The sequence below is a fragment of the Paenibacillus sp. OK060 genome (assembly GCF_900101205.1).
Lineage (GTDB): Bacteria > Bacillota > Bacilli > Paenibacillales > Paenibacillaceae > Paenibacillus > Paenibacillus marchantiae.
In genome coordinates this window covers 443,320-469,196 of the sequence record NZ_FNFR01000003.1, presented here as the reverse complement: position 1 = coordinate 469,196, position 25,877 = coordinate 443,320, and the positions used below count along the sequence as shown (strand labels likewise).

Sequence of the window (25,877 nt, the reverse complement as noted above, 5' to 3'; positions counted from 1 at the left end):
TCTTTACGTGATGCGATGTACTTTAAAGATGGAGAAAATAAATGATATGCCGAACTGTAACAGTGATCTCGATTCTGGAGCACTTAAAAGATTGGGAGATTGAATTAGTGTGTTAAATCGGTATCGGTATGCTAAGCATGGGGTTTTCCGCTTTGTAGGACAGCTTCTGCCAGCTGATCGGCTGCATCCGCCGTGGAGAGGGCAGATTGCTCTGCTATCGCATAGACCTTGGACAGCGTGCCCGCAATCCCCGCCACCTTTTGGCGGATTAGGTCGGGCCCTGCGCCCTCCAGCTCGTAGGCGGTGCTGATGATTCCGCCTGCATTGAGCACATAGTCAGGCGCGTACAGGATGCCGCGCGCCTGCATGCCGCGAACAACCAGCTCCCGGTGGCTGAGCTGGTTGTTTGCCGCCCCGGCAACGATGGAGCAGCGTAGCTCCTCCACCGTTGCCGGGGTCAGTACGCCCCCAAGGGCACAGGGGGCGTACACCTTGCAGTCAGCGGCGTGAATATGGGCCGGATCGGCCGACATGGCGCCGCTGAACTGCACAAGGGCACGTTGTACACGTTCGGGTACAACGTCTGCCACAATGAGCCGTGCCCCGGCTGCATGCAGGTAATGGCACAGGGCATACCCGACCTTGCCCAGTCCCTGGACGGCAACGGTAATGCCCTGCAAGGCGTCAATGCCTTGGTGACGCAGCGATGTCACAATGCCAGTGTATACACCGTAGGCGGTCATCTCGGCTGTGAAATCATCTTGTGCACCAAGCGATCCAGTCGTATCTGTCACATGTACCGTCTCCAGCCGGATCTGGTCCATATCTGCCGCCGTAGTGCCCAGATCCAGGCCCGTCACATAACGTCCGTTCAATCGTTCCAGATAGCGGCCCAGAGAACGGAACGTTTCGGCACGCCGGCAGGCTTGTAGGTTGTTTTTGGATGTCTTATCTAAATCCTTATCTAATCCGTTCGATGTATCCTTGCCTTTTTTGGGATTCAGATTGTTGTCTGGGCTGGCATCGCCCGATTTGATGATCAATTCGGCTGGCACATCCCACACCACAGCTTTGCCCCCGCCATATGGCAGACCGGAGACCGCCGATTTGTAGGTCATGCCCTTCGCGAGTTTGATGGCATCCCGAACCGCTTCTTCCTCCGATGCATACGTCCAGCAGCGGCATCCCCCGAGTGCGGGGCCCAGTACTGTACAATGGATGGCGATGACAGCTTTAAGCCCGCTGCGTGGATCATGGCAAAATATGAGTTCTTCCATACCTTCCCGCTGCATCTCGTGCCACAACTGCATGACAGTTCCCCCTTTTGGTAGCCGTCGTTTCCCGAACCTTTTTGCCTGTACGCCTCAATCGAATTGCTGTTGGTTCAGCATATTCAGACACGCCGCTTTTCGCCCCTGGGTCTCAGGCCGGGTTGATAATGAGTGAAAAGGGCTCTATAATGTCAGTTCCGGCTTGCCAGTGGGCAGAAAATAGAAAATGCAGTCCAATTTACGTTCAACCGTTTAAAATGACCACATAACGTCCAATGATGGAGATAGAGTAAACATGCAGAAGAATAAATGATATGTAGAGGAAGCGGAACGAAGGCACGCAACAAACGGCCCATTTCGTTGTGAAAGTCAGGAAAGAGGGATTGCGATTGTTTAAAATATTGGTATTTATCTTTTTGATCCAGATTGTGTATGTATCTGCTTATACACTTCGGATGATTCTGACGCTCAAAGGACAGAAATATATTGCTGCGCTCATCAGTATGGGCGAAATTGTGATCTACGTACTCGGTCTGAATCTGGTACTCAAATATCTGACCCAGCCATCTGCGTTAATTGTATATGCCGTTGGTTATGGGCTGGGGGTATTGCTGGGTGCCTGGATCGAAGAGAAGATTGCGCTTGGTTACGTTACCGTTAAGGTTATTTGTAACCAGATGGGCGGGGATGTAGCGAATGCCTTGCGGGATAAAGGATACGGTGTCACCGCCTGGGTTGGTAGTGGACGAGATGGAGACCGGCTGGTTATGGAGATTTTGGCGAAACGCAAAAACCAGAAACTTCTATATCAGACGATTCTGGAGCTTGATCCCAAAGCATTTGTCATCACCGTTGAGCCCAAACAGTTCCATGGCGGGTTCTGGACACGTTCCATCAAAAGATAAATTAGGAATATTCGAGATAATAGTGAGCCCCTTTGGGGGCTTTTTTTCATGTCTATAAGTTGAAATGGGAATGCTCCGGGTTAAATCTGGTGTTATTTGAGGACTGATATCAGGATCTCAAAACGATCTGAGATAAGGATTATTGTTGTAATCGCTTCCAACATTTACATTGAGGACAAGTCCTTCGTGACATGTGATGGCAGAGATGGATGGACGTAATCATTATAATTAGGGAGGAATGGTTTTATGAAAAGCAAAATTCGAACATGGTGCAGTGCAGCACTGGCTCTGACATTGGGCTTTACTCTATTGTCTGGACCGACAAGTGTACAGGCAGCGGGCAATGCAGATTACAATCTCACAGGTTTCTCCCAAGGCAATACGGGTGGAGGTACCATCAGCGAGTCGGACACGTCCAAGTATAAGAAGGTATACAATGCAACGGATCTCGCTGCGGCGCTGAAAAAGAACTCTGGTGTCAAAGTCGTCGAGATTATGAACGACCTGAATCTGGGATGGAACGAAATTCCGAGCGCTGCACAGACATCGCCTTTTGCCAAGCATAATGATGCGCTGACTCATCCTGTATTGAAGCAAACGGGTGTCAGCAAGCTGACGATCGACAGCTTTAATGGCCTGACCATCTTCTCAGCCAACGGGGCCAAGATCAAGCACGGAGCCATCAGCGTCAAACGCAGTTCCAACGTTATTATCCGCAACCTCGAATTCGATGAGTTATGGGAATGGGATGAAGCGACCAAAGGTGACTACGACAAAAACGACTGGGATTACATCACCCTTGAAGAGAACAGCAACGTATGGATTGATCACTGCACATTCAATAAAGCCTACGACGGGCTTGTCGATTCGAAAAAAGGAACAAGCGGTGTGACCATCTCCTGGTCCCTTTTCAAAGGGGATGACGGCAGCTCAAACAGCTGGGTTACCCAGCAGATTAACGAGTTGGAGGCGAACAAGGCTTCCTATCCGATGTACAACTACCTGCGCAGCAGCGCGGTTGGGCTCAGCAAAGCCGATATCATTGCCATTTCATCTCCTCAGAAAAAAGGTCATCTGGTTGGTTCGACCAGCTTCGAATCGGCCAATGCTAATCTGTCCATAACTCTGCACCATAACTTGTACAAAGATATCCAGGATCGCATGCCGCGTCTGCGCGGAGGCAATGCGCATGCCTACAATATTGTGATGGATGCGACAGGGGCACGTGCGGCCAAATCCAGAATCACTTCTGCAATGGCAACGGCGATTTCGTCCAAAGGGTATCACTTTGATATCATCGGCAACGGAGCGATTTCCACTGAAGATGGTGCAGTACTGGTCGAAAAGTCGGTGATCAAAGACGTACTGTTCCCGGTCCGCAATAACCAGACGGACCCGGCCGACGCAACATATACCGGTAAAATTCAGGTGACTGACACGATGTATTCTCTGGATGGAAGCTCATTCCGTGGAAACAGTGATACATCCGGCAGTCCGCTCAGCCCGGTTCCGGCCGCAGTGAAAGCTTTCTCCTGGAACGGATTCTCTTCACTTCCTTACAGCTACACTACCGATGATCCAGCGACGCTGAATGCACGTCTCACCGGTTCGAGCGGAGCAGGTGCAGGCAAATTATCCTGGTCCAAAGACAACTGGCTGAAGACGAGTTACTAGGCTGTAACAGGAGTTAGGTTTTTGGAATCGAGTGGAGAGTGGCCGTGATCTATAGTGGTTCCTGACCACTTTCTCTTTTTTTCATAAGCAAAGAGTGCTCCTGCAGCCGTAATGGCCGGGAGCACTCTTTTTGTGGAACGGGAAGTCTTCGTTCCTTTTTAGTTAGATACGTTATCCGAAAGGGCAGGTGCAGCAGTTACCGAATCACGATAAATGATATTACCCTTCACGTGTACGCGGCCGAAGCTGCGACTCGGGTTATCAATCTTTTTGAGCATGGAATGAACCGCAGTGCGCGCCATCTGTTCGACATCGACTTCAACCGTAGTTAATTTGGGCTCGGAGAGTGTGGCATAGATATCATTATCGAACCCAACCACGGAGCATTGTGCAGGAACCTGAATACCCAGTGAAGTCAGTTTCTGAACGAGCAGATGGGCCACCTGATCACAGTTGCATACAAATGCCGTAGGCAGCTGCTCTGGCAGATCAATTTCAATAAACGTACCTCGCTCATCGCGGTCATTAAGCACAAGATCCGGATTCATCGGCAACCGATGCTCCAGCAATGATTTGTAATAACCGAGGAATCGGTCCTGAATGCTGCTAGTAGAATAGAGATTCCCCACATAAGCGATGCGGCGGTGTCCCTGCTGTACCAGAACGTTTGTCAGCTCATAAGCAGCGTAAAAGTTATCGGTAACGACAGAATCAATATCAGAATGCTCATCGTAGAAATCGAGAAACATTTTGGGTACCTCCATCGACTGGACCAGCTCGATATATTCCTTGCTGACTTGTCCAAGCACAATGAAACCATCCACTTTGTTGTCACTATAGAGCTTCGGTAGTATTAATTCCTCTTCGTCCTGAACATTCAGAATATGCAGAATACCGTAGTACCCCTGATCCTCCAGATGTTTGGTGATGCGCTGGAATACACGTACATAGAACGATTGTGTAGGTCCGGTAAAACGCTCCGGGATAATAACACCAATATTATGAGTCAGGCCTTCCTTCATCGAACGGGCTGCGGCGTTATACCGATAGCCCATCTGAACGGCAAGCACTTTAATTTTTTCCTTCAATTCGCCACTGACGCCATCTTTATCATTTAATGCTTTCGAGACCGTCACACTGCTAACTCCGAGCTTGTCGGCGATATCCCGCATGGTGATATTGTTCTTCAGCTTTGGTCGCCTCCTTCAAGCCGGTTTACGTACAATGTGCTGTCATTATGGTTAGCGCTTCCTTCAAACATAACAACAATCCATATTAGTATACATCGTTACCCACATGGAATAAAGAAATTCTGGTTAGCGCTGCGCTAATTTTTCAGCATGCCGCATTTTCCGTTGAAGGCTGATCTTCAGTTTTAAACCATTTGCTTTTGGAGAAGCTTCTCATTCCGCTCAATCAGGTCACCGCGCTGGCTGGCACAATCCAGGGAACGGTATGGATCAGATGGGGTATTGAAGGTGTAATCGACCAGTTTATCCAGCGTCGTTGTGGCCACATGACAGCGGGTATCGCTGGATGCGTAATAAATGAAGACCTCACCCTGTTCGTTGACCACCGCACCATTGCAGAAAATAACATTGGACACATCGCCTACGCGCTCGTCGTCATAAGGAGCAATGAAATGTCCGCCCGGCTTGGCGATGATGCGTGCCGGATCATTCAGATCCGTGGCGAACGTGTACAGCACATAACGAAGACCCGCTGCCGTGTTGCGAACCCCGTGGGCAATGTGAATCCAGCCGCGATCCGTTTTGATCGGAGCAGGGCCCTGGCCATTTTTCACTTCGTATACGGTATGGTATTTGCGTTCATCGATAATTGTCTCTTCATCAATTACCGGATTCAGAATGTCATTGCACATTCCGAAGGCAATTCCGCCGCCGCTGCCTGTGGAGATGAATCCGTCTTGTGGCCGTGTATAGAACGCATATTTACCCTTTACAAATTCGGGGTGCAATACAACATTTCGCTGTTGAGGGGAGTTGGTTGTGATGTTGGGTAGACGCTCCCAGCTGATCAGATCTCGTGTCCGCACAAGTCCAGCCTGGGCTACGGCACTGGATGTATCAAATGCCGGAGCTTCCGGGTCTTTGCGCTCTGAACAGTAGATACCATAGATCCAGCCATCTTCATGCTGAACCAATCGCATATCATACTGGTTGGTCTCGTCGGCATCGATATCTTCCCACACTAAGGGTTTGCCTGTGAAGCGAAATCCGTCGATACCGTTATCACTCTCAGCTAGGGCAAAGATGGATTTGCGGTCCAATCCCTCGGTTCTGATGACCATCACATATTTGCCATTGAAATAGATGGCCCCCGGATTAAGCGTAGCGTTAATGCCCAGACGCTCCATGAAGTGGGGGTTCGTCGTTTCGTCCAGATCAAATCTCCAGTGCAGCGGTACATGATGTCGTGTGATTACTGGATAACGGTACCGATCATATACGCCGTTGTAGAATGAAGAATCAATTTCATTTTGACGCGTAAGCAGCTGCTCCTGTTGCTCCAATAATTCATTGTATTTGGGGTGTATCATTGTTATCCCATCCTCTCAATTAGTTCAATGCAGAATCGGCTATTGTGATACGGGCATTTCCACGGTCCGGCGATTTCACTTTGATCCGGCGTGCCGTCCCCGTCTACCGACCAGTACCATTCCCCGCCAGCACGGTGATCGATAATATGTTCCTTCGTATATGTCCACAAGCGTTCCACTCTCTCCAAAAACAAAGGATCACCTGTACGCTCATAGGCGTTGTAGAAGCCGACCATCGCCTCAGCCTGAACCCACCATATCCGTTTCTCATCCACACGGTCACCCTCTTGTTCATTCATCAGGGAGCCATCGGCCTGTACAGCCACATTGGAAATGTTATAGGCAATATCCGTAACCATCGCAGAATACTCCGGGTGTTGATCCAGACGCAGCACTTTCAACGTTTCGTCGATCAGCCAGCTGGCTTCAATGTCATGCCCGAATGAGCGTAGATCGATGATGGAGTCCCAATCCTTGTTGAAAAATACCCCGAGAAACTTCGTGTCTTTGTCATACACCCGTTCATATAAGATGCCGAGCAAGCGTTCCAGCGCCGTCTTCACCTGCTGATCTGGCCACACTCGGTAGAGCGTGGTATAGGCCTCCAACACGTGAATATGCGTATTCATCGTGTAATCCGCGATCACACCATTCTCGCTCAGCATTTCATTGGGCTGTTCATTCCAGAAGCGATCAAATTGTTCCTTGTATGCAGGTAATTCGGCATTCAGCCCTTGATCCTCTATCAGGGCAAAAAGCGTTTTCGCAAGTTCCAAAGCAGATGCATCCCCGGTGGCACGATAGTACTCACTCAGTGAGTAGACGCCGAAGGATTGCGTATATACATGCTTGCTCGTGTCCATTGGTTCTCCTTTGGCATCCACCATCCAGTACATGCCGCCATACTCCGTATCTATCACATGGTCCACAAGAAAACGGTAAGCATGTTCAGCGTGATCACGCCAGATTTCATTTCCGGTTACCCGGTAGGCTGCTGCAAAGGACCATAATTGTCGTGCCGTGGCGATTCCGCCCTTGGGAGCGAGTGGATCGACCTGAAGGTCATTACCGACCCAGCCGTAGAATCCGCCGTTGTTATGATCTTTGAGGGCAGACCAGAATGGCAGAATATGACCTTCCCAGTGTTCTTTTATTTCAGTTCTAATGTCATTGGTGTGAGTCATAAGTGAGCGCTCCTTCAAAGTACAGGATTCAATTAATATTTAAGTTAACGTTAACTTTATTTATTAATATTAGTGTCGGGAAAATACGTTGTCAACGAATCTTGTGATAAAAACTTTTGCTAAGTAATAAATAATTTAATTGACAGGTAAACATTACCATAATAAAATTCATTTTGTAACCTTAACGATAACTTAAATTAACTTAGAAAAGGGGTAGAACCAAATGAGAAAAAACAAAGGCTGGATGCTTCTGCTTACCATGCTGCTCATCACTTCTCTGCTCGCAGCTTGCTCTTCCGGGGGTGGATCTCCACAGGCAGGAGAGGAAATCAGTACAGATCCTGCGGATATTAAGGGCGAAATCACCGTTCTCACGCAGCGTACAGATATTGTTGATAGCGTATTCAAAGATTACGCCGCGGAGTTCAATAAGGAATACCCGGATGTCAAAGTAAACTTCCAGGCACTGGCCGATTATGAGGGACAAGTGAAGATTCGTATGAGTACCAAAGATTATGGTGACGTGCTGATGATCCCCACCAGCGTACCGATTGCCGACATTCCGGACTTTTTTGAACCACTAGGCACGTACGATGAGCTGAAAGAGAAGTACACAGGCATCGAAGAACGTATGGTGGACGGTCAGATATATGGAATTCCAACCGTTATCACGTTCTCTGGCATCATCTATAACAAGCAGGTGTTCAAGGACGCTGGCATTGCGGAAGTTCCCAAAACGCCTGAGCAGTTCCAGGCTGCACTGCAATTGGTGAAAGACAATACGGACGCAGTTCCATTGTACACCAACTATGCCTCCGGCTGGGCTTTGACACAATGGGAAGCAGATCTGCCGACGGTTGCAGGCAGTGTGGACTACGTAAACATTGACCAACCGAACACGGATGAAAACTTTGTGGCTGGCAAGCCGCACTATGAATTGTACAAAGTGCTTTACGACGCAGCCAAGAATGGCCTGATTGAGAAAGATCCGACCACAACCGACTGGGAAAGCTCCAAGGCTGATCTGGCGAATGGGAAAATTGCAACGATGGCGCTTGGATCTTGGGCGATTACCCAAATTCAAGGCTTGACGGATACACCGGATAATATCGGATTCTTGCCATTTCCTACGAATGCAAGTGATGTTGTCGTTCCACTCGCAGCAGACTATAACATCGGCATGAACGTGAACAGTGAGAACAAACCTGCTGCGAAAGCGTGGATTGACTGGTTTCTCGCGAAATCAAACTATGCGGTTGAGCAAGGCGGAGGCATGAGCGCAGACAAAAATGCGGAATTGCCACCGATTTTGGATCAATACAAAGACGTTACATTCTCCACACTGACTCCTGCCAAAGAAGGACAGGAAGGTCTGGTTGACAAAATCGACAACGAAGGCGAGATTGGCCTCTGGCAGCCTGACTTCAAGAAACGCATTATCGAAGCTGCCATCGGTAATCGCAGCGAATCGTACGATGACATCATGAAGGATCTGAATGATAAATGGGTTAAAGCGCGGACAGAACTGGCGAAATAAGCAGATTGCGGGGATTCATCGATCTGTAAAGGCGCTACCTGTTGGCCGACCACCGCTGAAATACAGCGAGGCACCATGCCTTGGCTGAGGGGAGAAGGTCTCCCCTTTTCCTACGGCATTTTGCATCTGGAAGCAGCATATCGGATGTGAAATGCCACCTTCGGTGGTTGATTATCCAGCCGGATTTGTTCATTGGACGGGAGTCTTTCGATATAAAAGCGGCAGAACCGCTTGGAGGTGTGGAGAGCATGAAATACTTGAAGATTTCGAATTGGGGCTATTCAGCGCAACGCATATTTATCATTTGTGCCTTTTCAATCATTCCGCTGGCACTGCTGTTCACGTTTGCTTATTTGCCTGTCATTAATATGTTCAAATACAGCTTCACCGATTGGAACGGATACAGCAAAAGGTTCGACTATGTGGGGTTTGAGAACTACACGCGGATATTCAGTGACCCTGAGTATTTTAAAGTGTTTATTGTCAGTTTGTATTATTTTGTGGCTACCTTCGTACAAATGGGTCTGGCCCTCTACTTTGCAACGATTCTAAGCTTCAAAATCCGCGGCAAAAACTTTTTCAAAGGCATATTGTTCTTCCCCTATCTGCTGAATGGCGTAGCCATCGGATTTATCTTCCTCTTTTTCTTCAAACCGGACGGGACCCTCGATACACTCATGCAGGCAGTCGGTCTTGGGCAGTACACTCAGCTCTGGCTTGGGAATCCGAACATTATTAACGTGTCGCTCGCAGGCGCATCGGTATGGAGATACATGGGCTTTAACTTCATTATCTTCCTGGGTGCGATCTCTTCCATTCAAAAAGATGTCTATGAAGCGTCGGATATTGACGGAGCCAATCGCTGGCAGCAGTTCCGCCATATCATCCTGCCGAGTATCACACGCATCCTGCAGCTCAACCTGATTTTGGCGATTAGCGGCGCAATCAGTGCGTTCGATATTCCATACATTATGACCGATGGTTCCAACGGCAGTGAGACGTTTGTGATTCAGACCGTTCACTTGGCATTTAAGTACGGCAAGCTGGGCTTGGCATCGGCAATGGCTGTTGTGCTGCTGTTTATTGTCATTCTTGTTACGCTGGTTCAGCGGGTCACCATGAAAGGGGAGGAATGAACGTGCAACCATTCAAATATACCCTTGCGAGCATATTTAAATATGCTTCACTCATTCTCGCAGCGTTCATTGCGCTTGTACCCATCGTTGTGGTGCTGTTTGCATCGCTCAAAACCAATGCAGAATATGCGACAAGCAGTCCGCTAGCCCCACCAGCCAACTGGCTGAACTTTGCGAACTATACCAAGGCTTTTGTGGACGGCAACATGCTGGTCGGTTTCAAAAATACGATTATCATCCTGATCATCTCCATCGTGGGTGCCACTTTAACAGGTTCCATGATCGCGTATGTGCTGGATCGTTTTAAATTCAAAGGCAAGAAAATTATGGTCGCCGCGTTTCTGCTCGCTACCCTCATTCCGAGTGTGACGACGCAGGTCGCCACATTCCAGATCATCAATGCGCTCGACCTGTTCAATACCCGCTGGGCAGCCATTGTGATGTACCTTGGTACAGATATCATCGCGGTATATATCTTCCTGCAATTCCTGGGTTCCATCTCGAATGCATTGGATGAATCCGCCATGCTGGACGGCGCTTCCTACTTCACAATCTATTGGAGAATCATTCTGCCACTTCTGAAACCAGCGATTGTAACGGTCATTATCGTGAAGGGTGTCAACATCTACAATGACTTTTACACACCATTCCTGTACATGCCCAAGACAGACCTGCAGGTCATATCCACGGCTCTTTTCAAATTCAAGGGACCGTTCGGATCACAGTGGGAGGTCATCAGCGCAGGTATCATGATCGCCATCATTCCAACGATGATCATCTTCCTACTGCTACAGAAGTACATCTACAACGGCTTCGCACAAGGCTCCGTTAAATAAAAACGAAGGGAGAAATGAAACGATGACAGTTGTTGATACGAAAAACGTACACATTGTTGGGGATGCATTGCCGAATATGCCTTGGGAGGATAAACCGGAGGGAACAGAAGGCCCGGTATGGAGACACTCCGCCAACCCGATTGTGCCGCGTAACCCGGTCAAGGGAGTTGCCCGTATTTTCAACAGTGCGGTGATTCCTTATGAAGGGAAATTCATCGGAGTATTTCGCGCAGAAACCATTAATGGACGTCCACACCTGCACATGGGATCCAGTGAGGATGGCCTGAAGTGGAATATTGAAGAACAACGAATAACTTTTGTGGACGAGAACGGCGATTCCTTCATGCCGAACTATGCATACGACCCGCGTCTGGTGAAAGTGGAAGATACGTATTACATCATCTGGTGTACCGATTTCTACGGTGCAGCGCTGGGCTTGGCGAAGACGGAAGATTTCAAAACGTTTGTACGTCTCGAAAATCCGATGCTTCCGTTCAACCGCAATGGCGTGTTGTTTCCACGCAAAATCAATGATAACTATGTGATGTTGTCCAGACCAAGCGACAGCGGACATACGCCGTTCGGGGACATTTTTCTGAGCGAAAGTCCGGATCTCGTGTACTGGGGCAAGCACCGTCATGTCATGAGCAAAGGCGGTCAAGGCTGGTGGCAATCGGTCAAAATTGGCGGCGGTCCGGCACCGATTGAAACGTCCGAAGGCTGGCTGATGTTCTACCACGGCGTAACCGGAACGTGCAATGGTTTTGTTTATAGTATGGGCGCAGTCATTCTGGATCTGGATGAGCCATCCAAAGTGAAATATCGTTCCTCCAACTTCGTACTGACCCCGGAAAAATGGTATGAGGAGCAAGGCTTTGTGGACAATGTCGTCTTCCCATGCGCCACATTGCATGATGCAGAGACAGGACGGATTGCCATCTATTATGGTGCAGCCGACACATACGTTGGAGTGGCTTATACCACTGTCGAAGAGATTGTGAACTACGTTATCGAGACCGACGAAGTCATTGCCGGAGACCGTGAGGAAGGCAAATTATAATTGAAGTGAAACAATTTTAAAAAAAGCTGATGGTACTGCAATCGTAGTGGGACGTGTTATACATTCGGTCATTCATTTTACATTAATTGAAAAAGGGGCATTGCGGAATAATGCATATGGAATACATCAAGGGATTTACATTTGGCTGGATGAGTGGCAGGGGAGACTTCCGCAAGCCTGAAGCGAAAGAATCCTTGCGTCTGATGGCTGAACGCACTGGCAGTTCGCATGTTATTTTTGCACTGGCGGCACATCAGGATCATCCGCAGGCTGTAAAGGTCAAATATGAGGGTGAACATATGGTGGAAGACGATGAATTGGTGGATATGATACGTTATGCCCGCACACTGGGACTGCGGGTCATTCTGAAACCAACCGTCAATTGCACCGATGGCACATGGCGTGCACACATTAACTTCTTTGATATCGATGTGCCGTGTGAGCCGAAATGGAAAGACTGGTTCCGCAGTTATACCGTGTATCAGAAGCATTATGCAGCCATTGCAGAACGAGAGAAATGCGAGATGTTCATCGTGGGCTGTGAGATGGTGCAGTCTGAGCGTCGGAGCGAGGAATGGCGCGAGGTCATCGCGGGAGTGCGTGAAGTGTATTCCGGGCTAGTATCCTACAACACCGACAAGTATCAGGAAGGGCAAGTGAAATGGTGGGATGCCGTAGACGTCATTTCCTCCAGCGGTTACTATCCGATTGGGGATTGGGAGGCGCAGCTGGATCGGATTGAACAGGTCATTGCACCCTACGGCAAACCTTTTTTCTTCGCAGAAGCGGGCTGCCCTAGCCGTAGTGGATCGGCACAGGTGCCGAATGACTGGGGGTTAGAAGGTGCGGTCAGCGCGGAGGAGCAGGAGCAGTTCTATGAAGCCATGTTCCGTCATGGAAGTAAGCGGGACTGGGTACGAGGCTTTGGTCTGTGGGACTGGAGCGCAAATCTGCATCAGGAGCAAGATGCCTTGAGTGATGATGGATACGGAGTTTATGGTAAACCAGCCGAGAAGGTCATTCGTCGGTTCTATGAAGGCATTGCATTGGAAGCTTAGTCTGTCTTGGAGTTGAGTTATCCCATCTACTTGAATAGCGTTTATATATGGACAAAGATACTGCTGTGCTTATGCACGCAGTATCTTTTTTGGTTAAGTTTAATTTCTTTCTATTAAATGTAAATAGTCTCGAATATAAATTGTTAGAAGAATATATCGTTTAATTTAGTGATAACATTATATGAAAATCCCTTCAAGAACGAGTTGTTTGTTTACCCCAATTTCTGTCCAAGCTGCTCAATTTTCTCCAGCCATTTCTTTCTCTGTTCCTCGGACTGTTTGCCGACCAGATCTACAGGTGTTATGCGCACAGGTTTGATGCCTGTCAGAGCAAAGGTGGAGATCTTCATCATTTTGTGTGCAGGTTCACCCTGGAACCATTTGTAGTACCAGTTCGGACCATCCATGGTGGTGATCATGCGTGCGGAGCGACCTTTGAGCAGTTGATCCGGGAAAAGTTTACCTTTGTGATACTTGAAGGCATAGCCTGGCATGAAGATGCGGTCGATGAATCCTTTGAACAAAGCTGGTGGTCCTCCCCACCAAATCGGAAACACCCATACGAGATGCTCTGCCCACTTAATGGCCTCTTGGGCTTCCAGCAAGTCCGGTTCGAGCGGCAGTTTATTACGATAGCCTCCCTCTAAATTCATGTTGAACTCTAGTTCGTTCAGGGTGATCATGCGAACCTCGGCACCTGCCTGCACAGCGCCTTTACGATAAGCTTCGGCGATTGCGCCATTGTAACTTGGGGAGACGGGGTTGCCTTGAATAATTAATATTTTCTTCATAATGATGACACGTCCTGACTATTTTAGTTAATGAACACTAACCTCATGTACAAAAAGAAAAGGTCACGAATGACCTGGTAAATATTCAGGAACCTCCTGAAAGTCAGTTGAAGCCGGCGCTTCTAATTTAAAAGAATGTTTTTACACAGGAGCACTGTGCGATCAGATGCATCTCTTGATCGCCGACAGACCGGAACGATCTTCGCAAAGCTATTCCGCCCGCTTCTGCCCCATATCATTTGCCCCCTGGCCCAACATCGACACAAGACGGTGAACGGTCTCCCCGGTGTATGGAACAAGCAGCTCCGGCAGTTCACCCTGCATACTAGATACGGCCATGCGTGTAATGGCACCAATGACCAAAACGGCAGTTAGCCGAGAATCCTGAGCGGGCAGTTCACCTCGCATAATCCCCTGATCGATTAGATCAATCAACGCATCCAGCGGCTGGCGGTAATCTTCACTGCTTCCAGCTTCAATGAAAATCTCGTGATTTTGTGAAATTAACAGCAGTCCGTAGGGATCTTCATCATGCAGGTGGAGAACTTCGGTAATCAGTTGCTGGAAGCGTTCCAGCACCGGGCCCTCCTGGCGAACATACCCGTCAATGAGGGTGGTATAGTCCGCGCAATATTGGGTGAAGGCCTCAAGGGCAACGGCATCTTTGTTTTTAAAATGTTTGTAGATCGCCGCATCCGTTACTCCGGCGGCGTCACCGATCTCTTTGACGGAAATGCCGTCAACGCCTTTGGTTGCAAACAAGCGCATCGCCGCTTGTAGGATGTCTTTCTTTTTGCTGTCAACATGAGGTTTGTTCTTCATGATTGTATAGTAAGTGATTACTAACTAAATTGCAACTGACATTTCGAAATCTCTTATTTAATGCTACGAAAAGTGTTGTCGCTCAAAGCTTGCAGGCTTGTGAACGGCAACGTATGATGGATAGAAATACTAACGGATAGATGGGCACGGAGCGTGGACAGAAGTAGGGCTGCAAAGGCAAACATGAATAGCACCAGCTCCAAGCCTGGGGACGAAATGGAAGGTGAATGGCGTGAATGAAGACGTGCAGGCGCATCGCTGGGTGACTCCAGAAGGGACGTTGAATGAACAATATATAACAAGCAGGGAACAGCTCTACAAAGGCATGAATGGCAAGTATGTGGAGCGTTTCACTGTTCATACAGGGGAAAGTTATATTTTCAAACCGCTAACTAATCCTGAGCAATATGGGCGCGAGCAATGGATGTCGAGGCATGTGCTGTCTGTATTGCCCCCTATCTATCCAGCGCTGATTGCTGCATCAGACCGTGAAATTAACGCAAAACAGAGCTGGATCATCTATGAGGATCTGGGCGAACTGGTGCATGATTCGCGGGAAGAGACGATGCTGGCTGCTGCTGTACATATGGCGGAGTGGCACACGTTATCTGTTGCAGATTGGGGTGAGCTGCCCCGGGTCGGTCAGAAACCGCCAATTCGGGACATGCTGGATGATCTGCTTGGGCAAAAGGAATCCACCGCTGATTTGTTATCTAAACTGGAGATCACGCTGTCACCATCGGATTGGCACAACATCGCCGTGCTAATCCATACGGCAGAGGAGGAGTTACCTCGTGTTTTGTGTCACGGAGATCTGCATCCCGGCAACATGGCGGATGTGAATGGCAGGCTGGTGATTATCGATTGGGAGCATGCGCATCTGAATACGGCTCTTTGGGACGTGTATCATCTGGTGGATCTATCGCATCCGCTGTTCCCGAGAACCGTTACGCCTGAGCTGCGGGAGCGGATTATCGATGTTTATCTGGACGGGCTGGAGCGCCATAGCGTTCAGGTTGAACGGGTTTCTTTTAAAAAGTGGTACCGCGCATATGCCATTGTATTCTCGCTCTGGATGCTGCGTCTGATTGATGGGGATCTAAGAAGTGCAGACTGTGTATGGCCGGAGGAACAGCTGCGGAACCAGTGGCACGAGACGGCAATGACGCTGAAACAGTGCATGAAGCAGTGTTGAAGGGAATAGAAATGAGGGGTGCAGAACATGCGTAAAGTAGGACTCGTAATGCGTAAAATTCAATTCACGGAGGCACAGGGCCCGCGCGTATTTGCGGATCGATTGAAGCAGATCGGGCTGGAGCTGGGCGTGGAGATTGTGTTCATCTCGCCGGAGCGCCATGTTAGCGGGTATGACTGGTTGCCGGGTTATGAGCATGAGAAAGGCGACCTGGTGAACTATGATATCGTACTGGACCAGATATATAGCCAAAATATAGAGCATGTCATCTACACCGTATCCGGGTTTACGTTTTTGAAGATGTTTTTACCGAAGAGTGTGTTGTTCCCGCACAGCTTTCCCGACCCGGCGCTGACGGGGTATGAGATGATGAAGCCATTTTATACGATGGTGGATAAAGCGATTGTGCAGACGGAGTTCCTAAAAACAGAATTGGGCCGCAATTTCGGTGTACATGACGTGAACGTTATCCCGATTGGCTTTAGCGAAGAGCTCGCAAACCGCCACTACGACCCGAGTCAGGTTGTGCATAATCGCGTGCTCTGGATCGGTCGGGATGAAGCGAATCGTCGCCCGGATCTGGTGCTGGAATATGCCCGGCAGAACCCGGACAAGGAAGTATACATGGTATTCGGCGGTCGCCGCTATGAGGAAAGCATGAAGAAATACAACATTCCGGACAATGTAAAATTGCAATTTGCGCTGACACAGGATGAAGTATTTACCCTGATGAACTCGTCCAAGGTGTATTGGAGCTGTTCGGCCTTTGATACGTTTGCGATGCCGCTGACTGAAGCCATGGCGATGGGCAAAATGGTTGTGAAGCCGGAGCATGCCTGCTATGGTCACATTCGATCAACGCATGCCTTTGCAGGCAATGAGGATAACTGGTTTGAACTGGTGAACATGGCTGCTGCTGCACCGCGCAGTGTGTCGGAAGACAACCGTGAGTATGCCTTTGGTGCTTTTTCGCGCACGATCATGAAAGAGGGATACCGGGAGTTCTTTGCCAACTGGTTGAAGTAATGAGAGGTCTGTAGCGAAGGCTCTAACCATTCAGCAAGAAGGAGGAGAACCTTATGGAAGTACTCATCCTGTGGACGCTTGGCATGTGGGCTGTGCAGCTGCTGATCGAATGGCTTATCTATCGGTTGCAGGGACGTCGAATGACCGGTGTTCAATATATACTGCCATGTGTGGCCTTGCTCGGCGGAGCCGTTGTGATCATGATTAGCATTGAGATTGGCGGGTGGAACGGTATCGGTTATGCCTTGCTTGGTGCATCGCTGGGTGCAGCGGGAATGTTGACACTAATTACGGTGGCGATTACGGATGTAGTGTTTCGGCGTCGGAGACGGAATTAATCGGAGGGTTAGCTGCTGTACAGTAAGAGTGAATTGGACGATAGGGCGGTTGCAGGAATGCATTCGTCTGTGATATATTGACATTAATTATGACAAGGGAGGTGAAGACAGGTGAATCACGAGATGCTTAACAACCGTATTAGCCAGCTGCCGATTGCTATGGCTGGCATTGTTCATACTTTTCTGACCAATGGGAGAAGTCTGTCCAATTTTGAATATACGGAAATTAACATTTGCGAGAAGATGCCTGCCTTGACCTCATTCGGACGATAAGCGATATTGCTTGAATTCTGAAGGGCCGCGGAGCTAACCTCCTGCGGCTCTTTTTGTGTTGCGGTCAGGATCTTCCAATCCATAGGAGGAACCTTATTATGATGATTATTAGCGCGCAACAACTGACTCAATACCACGGAGCACATCTGGTGCTGGACGGCATTACGTTTGAAATTATGGAGGGCGACAAGGTCGCCCTGATCGGCCGCAACGGCAGCGGTAAAACGACATTGATGCGTCTGATGGCACGACTGAGCCAGCCGGATGAAGGACAATTGATGATCAAGAAGGATACACGTATTGGTTACGTCGCTCAGGTGCCGGAAGGAATGGACGATTACACAGTGCTGGATGTGCTGAGTCTTGGATTCAGGGAGCTTATGGCGTGCCGGAGTCAAATGAAGGATATGGAGCAGCAGATGTCCGATCCGGAATGTGCATCCGATCCGAACCAATTGGAGCGACTGTTGAAGCGGTACGCGGCATTGCAGGACCAGTTCGAGCGCGAGGGTGGATATGAAATGGATGCCCGGATCGATCAGGTGGCGGACGGTCTGGATATTGCGAAGGAGCATTACGGATGGCGGTTTGGTTCGTTGTCTGGTGGAGAACAGACCCGGGTTGTGCTGGCTTCACAGCTAATTGTAAGGCCTGATCTGTTATTGCTGGATGAGCCGACCAACCACCTTGATCTGGAGCGGGTGGAATGGCTGGAAGGATTTTTGCGTGACTACACAGGTACGATAATTCTGATCTCACATGATCGCTACTTTTTGGACCGTGTAGCATCCCGGACGTTAGAACTGGAGGATGGAGAAGCGCAGACGTCAGCTGGTGGTTATACGGAATATATGAAAGTGAAGGAACAACGACTGATGCAGCAATTCGAGGAGTTCAAAGAGCAGCAGAAGGTGATCAAAAAAATGAAAGAAACGATCCGCCAACTGGAAGAATGGGGCCGAGTCGGGGGTAATGAAAAGTTCTTCCGGCGTGCAGCTTCGATGCGTAAAGCAATCGAACGGATGGAACAGGTGAAACGCCCGGTACTGGAGCGGCGTAACGCCGACTTCGATGTACGCCCTACAGACCGTACGGGAAAACGAGTGGCCGTTATGGAACAGGTCGAAAAGGCTTATGGAGAACGTCCAATTCTGCGCGGTGTATCAGGATTGCTCGAATATGGCGACAAAATTGCCCTTATTGGACGCAATGGTTCAGGCAAAACAACGTTGTTCAAGCTGTTGCTGGGCGAGGAACAACCCAGTGCAGGCAACCTGGAGTGGGGTGCACGTGTAGATGTTGGCTATCTGGCCCAGCAGGAGGAGCCTTCCAATCCGAAGCTGAATGTGTTGGAGTACTTCCGTCTGGAAGCGGGCGTGGAAGAAGGAGAAGCACGCGGCATTTTGGCCCGATATCTATTCTATGGAGCAGATGTATTTCGCTCGGTAGGACAGTTATCCGGTGGGGAATGGACACGGCTAAGGCTGGCTCTGCTGGTTCAGCGCAAGCCGAATGTGCTTCTGCTGGATGAACCGACCAACCATCTGGATATCGCTTCAAGGGAAGCGCTCGAAGAGTCGCTTGTTGATTTCGAAGGCACGGTGCTTGCCATCTCGCATGACCGCTACTTCGTCAATCGACTTGCTTCCCGCGTGTGGGAACTGGAGAATGGGCGGATGACCGCTTATCTGGGAGACTATGAAGCCTATCGCGAGAAGAAGCTTGATCTGCAAATCCGCGCAGCCGCGGCAAATCAGCATATAGCAGTTGTTGCCACTCCATCACGTGGGAGTTCAAAACCGAAACAGGAGACGAAGTCCGGTAGCACGCTTAATACAACGGCCACTTCCAAAAAGCTGTCCGCTGAACAATTGGAGCAGAGATTGGCCCGTCTTGAAGGGCAAATCCAGGAGATGGATCGTCAGCTTGAATCCTTGCAGGATAATCCAAACGAGCTGGAGCAAGTGTGGAACGAACGCGAGCAATTGTCTGGTGAATACAATGATATGTTGGCCCAGTGGGCAGAGCTGTGAGACAGGTCAGATTACGGAACTTATCTTGAAATAGATCTTGAAATAGATGAAGAAGGAAAGAAGGCCGGAGGGAGATTTCTGGCCTTTTTGATTTTCAAAGTTAGCTTTATAACGGGATGATATCCGAGGTGATTAGCTGGTAAAATTGTGTATCGCCACAATCTTATCTTTACTAGCATTTTGCATAATTCGATTCTTATTGTTCGCGGGCAAAAGATCTAGACGAATAGATTCATTTCGATCTATATCTTGCTGATTGAAAACCACTCTTGGGATTTATGCAAAATGCTTTTTTACATGTCATCGGGAATAGTGTAACTTTTTTCCTTCTCATGCGTTAAATACGTTTGTGTGTATTGAAACGGCTCCTCTTAGAGCTCACAGAAAGGCAGGTTATCGATATTTATTATTCATTGACTTATCGGAACTGGTCGGATGACCGGCAGGTGGAGACGGGCGTACTGGAGCAGGTATCAGGTACTCGCGATGAGCTTTTCATGCGCAAGCTGGTCGATGCTACCCTGATGAAAAATAAGCTCTGGGCGCATCTGTCCAATGAATGCGAGGATCGTCGGGAGCATGCAGTTTACGTGACCGAGTATGACAATCAAAAACCTGCGGAATACGGTACAGCGATTGCGGACGCTGCACTGGCAATGTGTAAAATGTCCTCCATGTACAGTGCGGAATACATGCTGTGGAATGGGTGTGCATTTCAGGAATTGGACTTGGCAGAATCCTCCTCGTACACGATGGAGCTTGCCGAGCAACTGCTGGACCATTACATGGTCCGGGGCGGTACGACCTATGAATTTGTGTATTCCGTGTTGGATGCGGATCGCAAGAAAGTGTTGTTTTTTATGAAGGAGGTAGATTTGTAATGGACGAAAATCCCAAACCCAAACCTGGATCACGCGCCAAGCTGGTTGCCTTCTCGCTAATGCTTGCGGTTCCAGCCGTATTATCCGGTTGTAGCAGCAATAGCGATGAGTGTGACCCGGAATACGATACCGGATGTGAATATGACTCCAGCAGTGGGCACTATTATTACGGTGGCGGATCGTCCTATCGGAGCAACAAGGACAGCAGTTCCTACAGCAAATCCAGTTCAAAATCGAGCGGCTTTGGCAGCTTCTTCCGCAGTTCGGGAGGTTAGAACCTGATGAGGAATATCTACCAACTGCCATTCAGTCATGAAGAAGTATTCAGGGGTGAAGCAGGGCAACAGGTTCCCTACCATCGCATGTATGGCAAGCAATATTGTGTGCCTGCATTGACGGTTTATTCCCCTGCGGAGATGCAGGAATTGCGTGCAGCAGTTGAGGCTGTAGACGGGATTTATTGCAAGGTGATGCGTTTTATTCAGCAATACATGCCCGACTCTTTCCTGGAGCAGCAGCTGGGTATTCATCCCGGCCTTATTCCGGCGGCTCGTATGGAGATGGTGACAGGCGGGATTACTCGGCAGGACTGGATTATTGGGGAAGCCGGACCTAAATGTATCGAAAATAACACGGATACCCCAACCGGCATACCTGAAGCAGCTGCATTGGAAGGTATTTTGGTGGGGATGGTTGAAAAAACATCGCTCCATGCTCCGTCCAAAGGAATGGATGAATGTATCCGGGAATGCTTTCACCGCTGGCTGGATGCTTACGCACAGCAGGGTTTGCTGGGCCCGGTGACCTTTACTTCATTTGGGGAGCATGTAGAGGATCGGACCAATACGGAGTATCTGATGAAGCTGTGCCAGAAGGCGGGGTATGAAACGTTTTACGCTCCACTGGAGGAGTTGGAGATTATTCCAGGGGAGGCGCTCTACCATCATGGACGCGAGATTAACCTGTTGTACCGGCTCTATCCCCTGGAATATCTAATCGATGATCGAGATGAAACGACCGGCGTGGACATCGGCGCAGCACTGCTTGAATTGGTTCAGGATGGCGGCCTGGGCCTGATGAATCCTGCACAGCATGTGCTGATGCAGAGCAAGGGTTTCATGGCGGCGATCTGGTCACTCTATGAACGCAATGAACAAACCATGGAATATTGCGGGTTTCGGCTGTTTGATGATGCAGAGTTAGCGGCGATTTCGCGTTATCTGCTACCGACTTATTTCGAAGCTGGACCTTTCGAATGGAGCGCAATGCCTTATGTGGCTAAAAGCTATTGGGGCCGCGAAGGTCGAGGCACATCGCTGCTGGATGAGGGATCGGATCATCATGCGGGCCAAATGGCTGCTTCTCATCAGCTGCACGCCCCTACGAACTCCAACACAATAGCCGAACTGCAAGAAGAAGATGAGATCGCAGCCTATTATAATAATCAGCCTAAAATATATCAGCAGCTGGTACCGATGGAACAGGCCGTGATTCAGACAGAGGATGGCGTATACAGCGGTTATTTGCTTACAGGGGTGTTTGTCATCGGTGGACGTTTTGCCGGTGTGCTGCCCCGGATCGGGGAGAAGGTAACCGGAGATATGGCCTATTATTGTGCGGCTGTGGTCAATGAACGGATGGATGACGAGGAGGAGAAGGAATGGACAATTTGGGATTGAACCTGCTGAATGTAGCGGTAGGTGTAGGCATTTTGCTGGTAGTATTGGTATGTGGGTATTTCGCTTTTAGCCAATTGACCCGGTATAACGATAGCGAGGAAATCGCAAAAGGTAACGAGGCGGCAGGCATGTATATGGGCAGCAAATTGCTGGGCCTGTGTATCATTGTGGGCATGGTGTCCTTCTCCACGCATTCGTGGCTGGATATGCTGCTCTGGTCGGCGCTTGGAATCATTATTTTGTGTCTGGTCTATATTATATTTGACTTCCTGATTCCCAAGATGCGGGTATGTGACGAAATCGCAAGAGGCAATATGGCGGTAGCACAGCTGCTGCGGTCCATTATCATCGGCGTTTCCATCGTCATCGGTACGTTTTTGATGTAAAATAAACCCTAGTGTTTATTTGGAATGAATATCAATTCAACGAAGAAGGAGCGCGGCATCATGAGAAAAGTCATCATCGATACAGATACAGCAGGAGACGATACGATTGCGATCCTGACGGCACTGCACCATTTCCAGGTGGAGGGCATTACGATTACAGGTGGGAACGTACAGTTTGACCAGGAGGTTGAAAATGCCCTGTACACGGTACAGGTTGCGGGACATGGCGGCAAGGTGCCTGTGTACAAAGGGTGCGAACGCCCATTGATGGCCTATGGCAAGGCCCAGCACCGCACGGTGGAAGACGTACATGGTGATGACGGCATGGGCGGAGCCCATTTCCCGAAGGCGGACCAGCGTCCAGAGGCAGGGCATGCAGTTGATTTTATTATTGAAAAGGTACACGCACATCCGGGCGAAATCTCGCTTCTGGCCATTGCACCTCTGACCAACATTGCGATGGCAATCCAGAAGGACCCAACCATTATTCCGGAGATTGCTCACCTCTACATCATGGGTGGAACGAATAATGCACTGGGTAATATCACACCAGCCGCGGAGTATAACTTCTATGTAGATCCGGAAGCAGCCAAAATTGTATTGCACGCAGGCATTCCGACGACCATGGTTGGCTGGGAAATGTGTACTCAGTATTCTGTTATGGATGATGATGATCACGCTGAAATTGCAGCACTGGGTACATCTGGTGCCGATTTCTTCACAGCCATCAACAAAGTGGTGATGCAGTTCAACAAATCGGTACATAAACTGAATGGCACCACTCACCCGGATACGTTGTTGATGGCTGTTGCCGCAGATGAGTCGCTCATGACCAAATCCGGTCAGTATTATGTGGATGTAGAAGCAGCAGGAGAGTTAACACGCGGATATAGCGTTGTGGATATCAACGGACGTTTCGGCAAAGAGCCGAATGTACGCGTCTGCGAGGCCATTGACCGTCCGAAATTCAAATCCATGCTGCTGGATGTGCTCTCTGCTATTCAATAAAATTGTGGTTTTAACTCCAATAAAAGTATTTATCATCCGTGCCTATTTCAGGTACGGATTTTTTTTGCCCATTCCATTCCTATGAGTGTGTGCAATGCGCGTTCTCTGTCCAGTTGGTGACAACGCTTCGGGTGTGTTAAAGTGAAGGAAATGTTACAGCGGAGACCCTTTAGTTTAACTTTTGAGCGTCCGGCAGGAGGAGTGGCACAATGTTATTTTATTTTGTAGCACTGCTGGTTACCTTGGTTGATCAGGGAACCAAGATGGCGGTGAGGATGTATATGGAAGTTGGGGACACGATGAGGCTTGGCGACTCGGGAATGCAATTGCAGCATTATGAGAATAGTGGAATGGCAGGCAGCCTGTTTCAAGGGAATGCGCGTCTTTTCGGTGTGGTCGCCATTCTATTCGTGGCGGGCATGATGTATTATCGGAGAAAAGGTGAGATTCGCGGTTTCTGGATGCAGGCAGGTGCCGGTTTCATGGTCGGTGGTGCTTTGGGTAATGCAATTGATCGTTTTATCTACGCACGTGTAACGGATTTTCTCGTATTTCCGTCGGGACGTGGTATTCTCAATTTGGCGGATGTAGCAATAAATGTTGGTGTGGTTATGCTGGTCATCGGCATGTTAATCCGTGCATTTCAGAGTTACCGAGCCAAGCGTTTACGTAATGCTTTGCCGAAAATAGAGCGTTGATAAAGAGTTAACAACAGCTGTGATGTAAGCAGCGTAACTGGATACATGAGGGACATTGGATATTTCCGATGTCCTTTTTTGTTATGTCGACGAGCGGACTCGCGGTCAGTGGGACTGATTCATTTTTACCGAAACCGTTTTAGGAATAATAGGACACATTATAGTCAACGCTCTAAGTATAAAACGGTGGAAGGATTAACCACGTGGTTACTTCACTAATTTAATGGGTAAATCTTTACGTATATAAGCTGAGGGAGGTACAACATGAGAACATCGCTTACCAAGGCACTCGGGTTAATGCTGCTTTGTGGAATAACGGCTGTATTTCTGTCTTCCTGCACTAGCGGGAATAATGCCAATGGCAAAGTGCAGGTTGAATTTTTTCAGAACAAACCCGAAGCCAAAGGAACCTTTGACGAATTAATCAAAACATTCAACGCCGAACACTCCGATATTCAGGTCACTCAGGTGAATCCACCTGACGCGGAGACGGTGCTGAAGACACGTGTGGTGAAGAACGATGTGCCAGACATTATGGCAATGGGGGCAACCGATACCTATTCCATTCTTGCACAGAGTGATATTTTCGCCGATCTGACAGATAGTCCACTGTTAAAAACGATCGATCCCAACTACATAAAGATGCTGAAGGATGTCACGGGCATGGATGAAGTGACAGGTGTTCCATACGCAACAAATGCAAACGGCATCATGTACAACAAAACCTTGTTTAAAGAAATGGGTCTGAACGTACCCAAGACCTGGGACGAGCTGATTGCTACAGCCAAAAAAATTAAGGATGCGGGTAAAATTCCGTTTTACTTCACATACAAGGATGATTGGCAGACGAATCTGCCGTTCAATGCACTCGGACCTAACTTGGTTGGTATTGATTTCTACCTGGAGCGTCGCGAGAACAAAGTGACCTTCAAGGAGAAATACCGTGAGGTTGCGGAGAAGCAGTTGGAGCTGATGAATTACGGTCACGGCGACAACTTCGGTAAAGCGTATTCGGATGGTAACCGTGCCTTTGCCAATGGTGAAGCTTATATGTACATCCAGGGTACCTGGGCGATCTCCGAGATTCGTAAAGCGAACCCGAATGTGGACATTGGTTTCTTCCCATTCCCGACAGGCAACGATCCGAGCCAGATCAAGTTGGTGAACGGAATCGACTCTCTGTTTACCATTTCAGCGAATACACCAAACAAGGAGCAGGCCGAGCAGTTCATCGCGTTTCTGCTGGAGCCTGAAAATATAGGCAAGTACATTAAGGAACAGACGCTGTTCTCTGCGGTGGAAGGTGTAAAACAAGATGATCCTGCTGTACAGGAACTGACACCTTACATTGAGCAGGGCAAGGTTATCGACTTCGCCGATCACTATATTCCGGCTGCTGTGCAGCTGAATTCCATCGTACAGTCCTTTTTGCAGAACAAGAACATCGACAACTATCTGGATACACTCGACAAAGAATGGGACAAGGTAGCGAATCGGCGATAACGCCTTGTCCGAAGGAGGATGGA

The 25,877-nt window shown here is 48.9% G+C and carries 25 protein-coding genes; 19 read left to right on the top strand and 6 right to left on the bottom strand.

The window, feature by feature from the left end; translation table 11 throughout:
• Window positions 1–131 precede the first annotated feature (131 nt).
• Window positions 132–1,310: a Leu/Phe/Val dehydrogenase gene (locus BLS14_RS32315; protein WP_143021541.1), complete on the bottom strand. Its 1,179-nt coding sequence runs from the start codon at window positions 1,308–1,310 to the stop codon at window positions 132–134.
• A gap of 350 nt (window positions 1,311–1,660) precedes the next feature.
• On the opposite strand from BLS14_RS32315, the gene BLS14_RS13780 reads away from it, so the two are divergent.
• Both BLS14_RS13780 and BLS14_RS13775 read left to right on the top strand, forming a co-directional pair.
• Entirely contained in the window at window positions 1,661–2,176 is a 516-nt protein-coding gene (locus tag BLS14_RS13780) for a DUF2179 domain-containing protein (RefSeq protein ID WP_053782622.1), read from the top strand.
• A 246-nt stretch (window positions 2,177–2,422) separates the two neighbouring features.
• Entirely contained in the window at window positions 2,423–3,850 is a 1,428-nt protein-coding gene (locus BLS14_RS13775; protein WP_090952286.1) for a pectate lyase family protein, read from the top strand.
• A 158-nt stretch (window positions 3,851–4,008) separates the two neighbouring features.
• Here the strand turns inward: BLS14_RS13775 and BLS14_RS13770 are convergent, their stop codons facing one another.
• From BLS14_RS13770 to BLS14_RS13760, 3 genes are all read right to left on the bottom strand, one after another.
• The gene (locus tag BLS14_RS13770) at window positions 4,009–5,022 is read right to left on the bottom strand and encodes a LacI family DNA-binding transcriptional regulator (RefSeq protein ID WP_072733779.1); all 1,014 of its coding nucleotides are present in this window, start codon (window positions 5,020–5,022) and stop codon (window positions 4,009–4,011) included.
• A gap of 203 nt (window positions 5,023–5,225) precedes the next feature.
• Window positions 5,226–6,410, bottom strand: a complete 1,185-nt coding sequence (locus tag BLS14_RS13765) for a glycoside hydrolase family 130 protein (RefSeq protein WP_090952282.1) — start codon at window positions 6,408–6,410, stop codon at window positions 5,226–5,228.
• Window positions 6,411–6,412: 2 nt separating this feature from the next.
• Window positions 6,413–7,594 carry an AGE family epimerase/isomerase gene (locus tag BLS14_RS13760; RefSeq protein WP_090952280.1) on the bottom strand — a complete coding sequence of 394 codons (1,182 nt, stop codon included), beginning with the start codon at window positions 7,592–7,594 and terminating at the stop codon, window positions 6,413–6,415.
• A 223-nt stretch (window positions 7,595–7,817) separates the two neighbouring features.
• On the opposite strand from BLS14_RS13760, the gene BLS14_RS13755 reads away from it, so the two are divergent.
• The 5 genes from BLS14_RS13755 to BLS14_RS13735 all read left to right on the top strand — a co-directional run bounded on the left by BLS14_RS13755 (window position 7,818) and on the right by BLS14_RS13735 (window position 13,221).
• Window positions 7,818–9,131, top strand: coding sequence for an ABC transporter substrate-binding protein (locus BLS14_RS13755; protein WP_063567577.1), 1,314 nt, complete (start codon window positions 7,818–7,820; stop codon window positions 9,129–9,131).
• A 248-nt stretch (window positions 9,132–9,379) separates the two neighbouring features.
• Entirely contained in the window at window positions 9,380–10,267 is an 888-nt protein-coding gene (locus BLS14_RS13750) for a carbohydrate ABC transporter permease (protein WP_062323195.1), read from the top strand.
• A complete protein-coding gene (locus BLS14_RS13745; protein WP_063567578.1) occupies window positions 10,264–11,103 on the top strand; it encodes a carbohydrate ABC transporter permease in 840 nt (279 codons plus the stop codon). The genes BLS14_RS13750 and BLS14_RS13745 overlap by 4 nt, the downstream gene beginning before the upstream one ends.
• A 22-nt stretch (window positions 11,104–11,125) precedes the next feature.
• Complete coding sequence (locus BLS14_RS13740; protein WP_072733776.1) at window positions 11,126–12,163, top strand: glycoside hydrolase family 130 protein; 1,038 nt, start codon at window positions 11,126–11,128, stop codon at window positions 12,161–12,163.
• 116 nt (window positions 12,164–12,279) lie between these two features.
• Entirely contained in the window at window positions 12,280–13,221 is a 942-nt protein-coding gene (locus tag BLS14_RS13735) for a glycoside hydrolase family 113 (RefSeq protein WP_090952667.1), read from the top strand.
• 212 nt (window positions 13,222–13,433) lie between these two features.
• Here the strand turns inward: BLS14_RS13735 and BLS14_RS13730 are convergent, their stop codons facing one another.
• Window positions 13,434–14,015 (bottom strand): NAD(P)H-dependent oxidoreductase, encoded by a 582-nt coding sequence (locus BLS14_RS13730; protein WP_083584685.1) that lies wholly within the window; start codon window positions 14,013–14,015, stop codon window positions 13,434–13,436.
• A gap of 207 nt (window positions 14,016–14,222) precedes the next feature.
• Window positions 14,223–14,834 (bottom strand): TetR/AcrR family transcriptional regulator, encoded by a 612-nt coding sequence (locus BLS14_RS13725; RefSeq protein ID WP_090952277.1) that lies wholly within the window; start codon window positions 14,832–14,834, stop codon window positions 14,223–14,225.
• A 223-nt stretch (window positions 14,835–15,057) separates the two neighbouring features.
• On the opposite strand from BLS14_RS13725, the gene BLS14_RS13720 reads away from it, so the two are divergent.
• The 12 genes from BLS14_RS13720 to BLS14_RS13670 all read left to right on the top strand — a co-directional run bounded on the left by BLS14_RS13720 (window position 15,058) and on the right by BLS14_RS13670 (window position 25,854).
• On the top strand, window positions 15,058–16,029 hold the full coding sequence (locus BLS14_RS13720) for a phosphotransferase family protein (RefSeq protein WP_176854507.1): 972 nt from the start codon (window positions 15,058–15,060) through the stop codon (window positions 16,027–16,029).
• Between the two features lie 27 nt (window positions 16,030–16,056).
• On the top strand, window positions 16,057–17,055 hold the full coding sequence (locus BLS14_RS13715; protein ID WP_063567582.1) for a glycosyltransferase: 999 nt from the start codon (window positions 16,057–16,059) through the stop codon (window positions 17,053–17,055).
• Between the two features lie 53 nt (window positions 17,056–17,108).
• On the top strand, window positions 17,109–17,393 hold the full coding sequence (locus BLS14_RS13710) for a hypothetical protein (protein ID WP_063567583.1): 285 nt from the start codon (window positions 17,109–17,111) through the stop codon (window positions 17,391–17,393).
• Window positions 17,394–17,504: 111 nt separating this feature from the next.
• A complete protein-coding gene (locus BLS14_RS32565; RefSeq protein ID WP_162842465.1) occupies window positions 17,505–17,666 on the top strand; it encodes a hypothetical protein in 162 nt (53 codons plus the stop codon).
• Window positions 17,667–17,764: 98 nt separating this feature from the next.
• The gene (abc-f, locus tag BLS14_RS13705; protein WP_090952274.1) at window positions 17,765–19,699 is read left to right on the top strand and encodes a ribosomal protection-like ABC-F family protein; all 1,935 of its coding nucleotides are present in this window, start codon (window positions 17,765–17,767) and stop codon (window positions 19,697–19,699) included.
• Between the two features lie 413 nt (window positions 19,700–20,112).
• A complete protein-coding gene (locus BLS14_RS13700; protein WP_090809431.1) occupies window positions 20,113–20,580 on the top strand; it encodes a hypothetical protein in 468 nt (155 codons plus the stop codon).
• Window positions 20,580–20,855 carry a hypothetical protein gene (locus tag BLS14_RS13695; protein ID WP_063567585.1) on the top strand — a complete coding sequence of 92 codons (276 nt, stop codon included), beginning with the start codon at window positions 20,580–20,582 and terminating at the stop codon, window positions 20,853–20,855. Before BLS14_RS13700 ends, BLS14_RS13695 begins: the two co-directional genes overlap by 1 nt.
• Before the next feature lie 6 nt (window positions 20,856–20,861).
• Window positions 20,862–22,259 (top strand): glutathionylspermidine synthase family protein, encoded by a 1,398-nt coding sequence (locus BLS14_RS13690; RefSeq protein WP_063567586.1) that lies wholly within the window; start codon window positions 20,862–20,864, stop codon window positions 22,257–22,259.
• Window positions 22,241–22,645, top strand: a complete 405-nt coding sequence (locus BLS14_RS13685; protein WP_063567587.1) for a DUF350 domain-containing protein — start codon at window positions 22,241–22,243, stop codon at window positions 22,643–22,645. Before BLS14_RS13690 ends, BLS14_RS13685 begins: the two co-directional genes overlap by 19 nt.
• Window positions 22,646–22,705: 60 nt before the next feature.
• On the top strand, window positions 22,706–23,653 hold the full coding sequence (locus BLS14_RS13680) for a nucleoside hydrolase (protein ID WP_063567588.1): 948 nt from the start codon (window positions 22,706–22,708) through the stop codon (window positions 23,651–23,653).
• A gap of 209 nt (window positions 23,654–23,862) precedes the next feature.
• Window positions 23,863–24,351, top strand: coding sequence for a signal peptidase II (gene lspA / locus BLS14_RS13675; protein WP_063567589.1), 489 nt, complete (start codon window positions 23,863–23,865; stop codon window positions 24,349–24,351).
• Window positions 24,352–24,648: 297 nt separating this feature from the next.
• Window positions 24,649–25,854: an ABC transporter substrate-binding protein gene (locus BLS14_RS13670; RefSeq protein ID WP_090952663.1), complete on the top strand. Its 1,206-nt coding sequence runs from the start codon at window positions 24,649–24,651 to the stop codon at window positions 25,852–25,854.
• Window positions 25,855–25,877 lie beyond the last annotated feature (23 nt).

Excerpts from the sequence above, each read along its gene's own strand:
- BLS14_RS13760 (WP_090952280.1), bottom strand. The coding sequence starts at position 7,594 with ATGACTCACACCAATGACATTAGAACTGAAATAAAAGAACACTGGGAA.
- BLS14_RS13775 (WP_090952286.1), top strand. The coding sequence starts at position 2,423 with ATGAAAAGCAAAATTCGAACATGGTGCAGTGCAGCACTGGCTCTGACA.
- BLS14_RS13685 (WP_063567587.1), top strand. The coding sequence starts at position 22,241 with ATGGACAATTTGGGATTGAACCTGCTGAATGTAGCGGTAGGTGTAGGC.
- BLS14_RS13745 (WP_063567578.1), top strand. The coding sequence starts at position 10,264 with ATGAACGTGCAACCATTCAAATATACCCTTGCGAGCATATTTAAATAT.
- BLS14_RS32315 (WP_143021541.1), bottom strand. The coding sequence starts at position 1,310 with ATGCAGTTGTGGCACGAGATGCAGCGGGAAGGTATGGAAGAACTCATA.
- BLS14_RS13725 (WP_090952277.1), bottom strand. The coding sequence starts at position 14,834 with ATGAAGAACAAACCTCATGTTGACAGCAAAAAGAAAGACATCCTACAA.
- BLS14_RS13755 (WP_063567577.1), top strand. The coding sequence starts at position 7,818 with ATGAGAAAAAACAAAGGCTGGATGCTTCTGCTTACCATGCTGCTCATC.
- BLS14_RS13695 (WP_063567585.1), top strand. The coding sequence starts at position 20,580 with ATGGACGAAAATCCCAAACCCAAACCTGGATCACGCGCCAAGCTGGTT.
- lspA (WP_063567589.1), top strand. The coding sequence starts at position 23,863 with ATGTTATTTTATTTTGTAGCACTGCTGGTTACCTTGGTTGATCAGGGA.
- BLS14_RS13740 (WP_072733776.1), top strand. The coding sequence starts at position 11,126 with ATGACAGTTGTTGATACGAAAAACGTACACATTGTTGGGGATGCATTG.
- BLS14_RS13750 (WP_062323195.1), top strand. The coding sequence starts at position 9,380 with ATGAAATACTTGAAGATTTCGAATTGGGGCTATTCAGCGCAACGCATA.
- BLS14_RS13715 (WP_063567582.1), top strand. The coding sequence starts at position 16,057 with ATGCGTAAAGTAGGACTCGTAATGCGTAAAATTCAATTCACGGAGGCA.
- BLS14_RS13770 (WP_072733779.1), bottom strand. The coding sequence starts at position 5,022 with ATGCGGGATATCGCCGACAAGCTCGGAGTTAGCAGTGTGACGGTCTCG.
- BLS14_RS13670 (WP_090952663.1), top strand. The coding sequence starts at position 24,649 with ATGCTGCTTTGTGGAATAACGGCTGTATTTCTGTCTTCCTGCACTAGC.
- BLS14_RS13765 (WP_090952282.1), bottom strand. The coding sequence starts at position 6,410 with ATGATACACCCCAAATACAATGAATTATTGGAGCAACAGGAGCAGCTG.
- BLS14_RS13735 (WP_090952667.1), top strand. The coding sequence starts at position 12,280 with ATGGAATACATCAAGGGATTTACATTTGGCTGGATGAGTGGCAGGGGA.
- BLS14_RS13710 (WP_063567583.1), top strand. The coding sequence starts at position 17,109 with ATGGAAGTACTCATCCTGTGGACGCTTGGCATGTGGGCTGTGCAGCTG.
- abc-f (WP_090952274.1), top strand. The coding sequence starts at position 17,765 with ATGATGATTATTAGCGCGCAACAACTGACTCAATACCACGGAGCACAT.
- BLS14_RS13690 (WP_063567586.1), top strand. The coding sequence starts at position 20,862 with ATGAGGAATATCTACCAACTGCCATTCAGTCATGAAGAAGTATTCAGG.
- BLS14_RS13680 (WP_063567588.1), top strand. The coding sequence starts at position 22,706 with ATGAGAAAAGTCATCATCGATACAGATACAGCAGGAGACGATACGATT.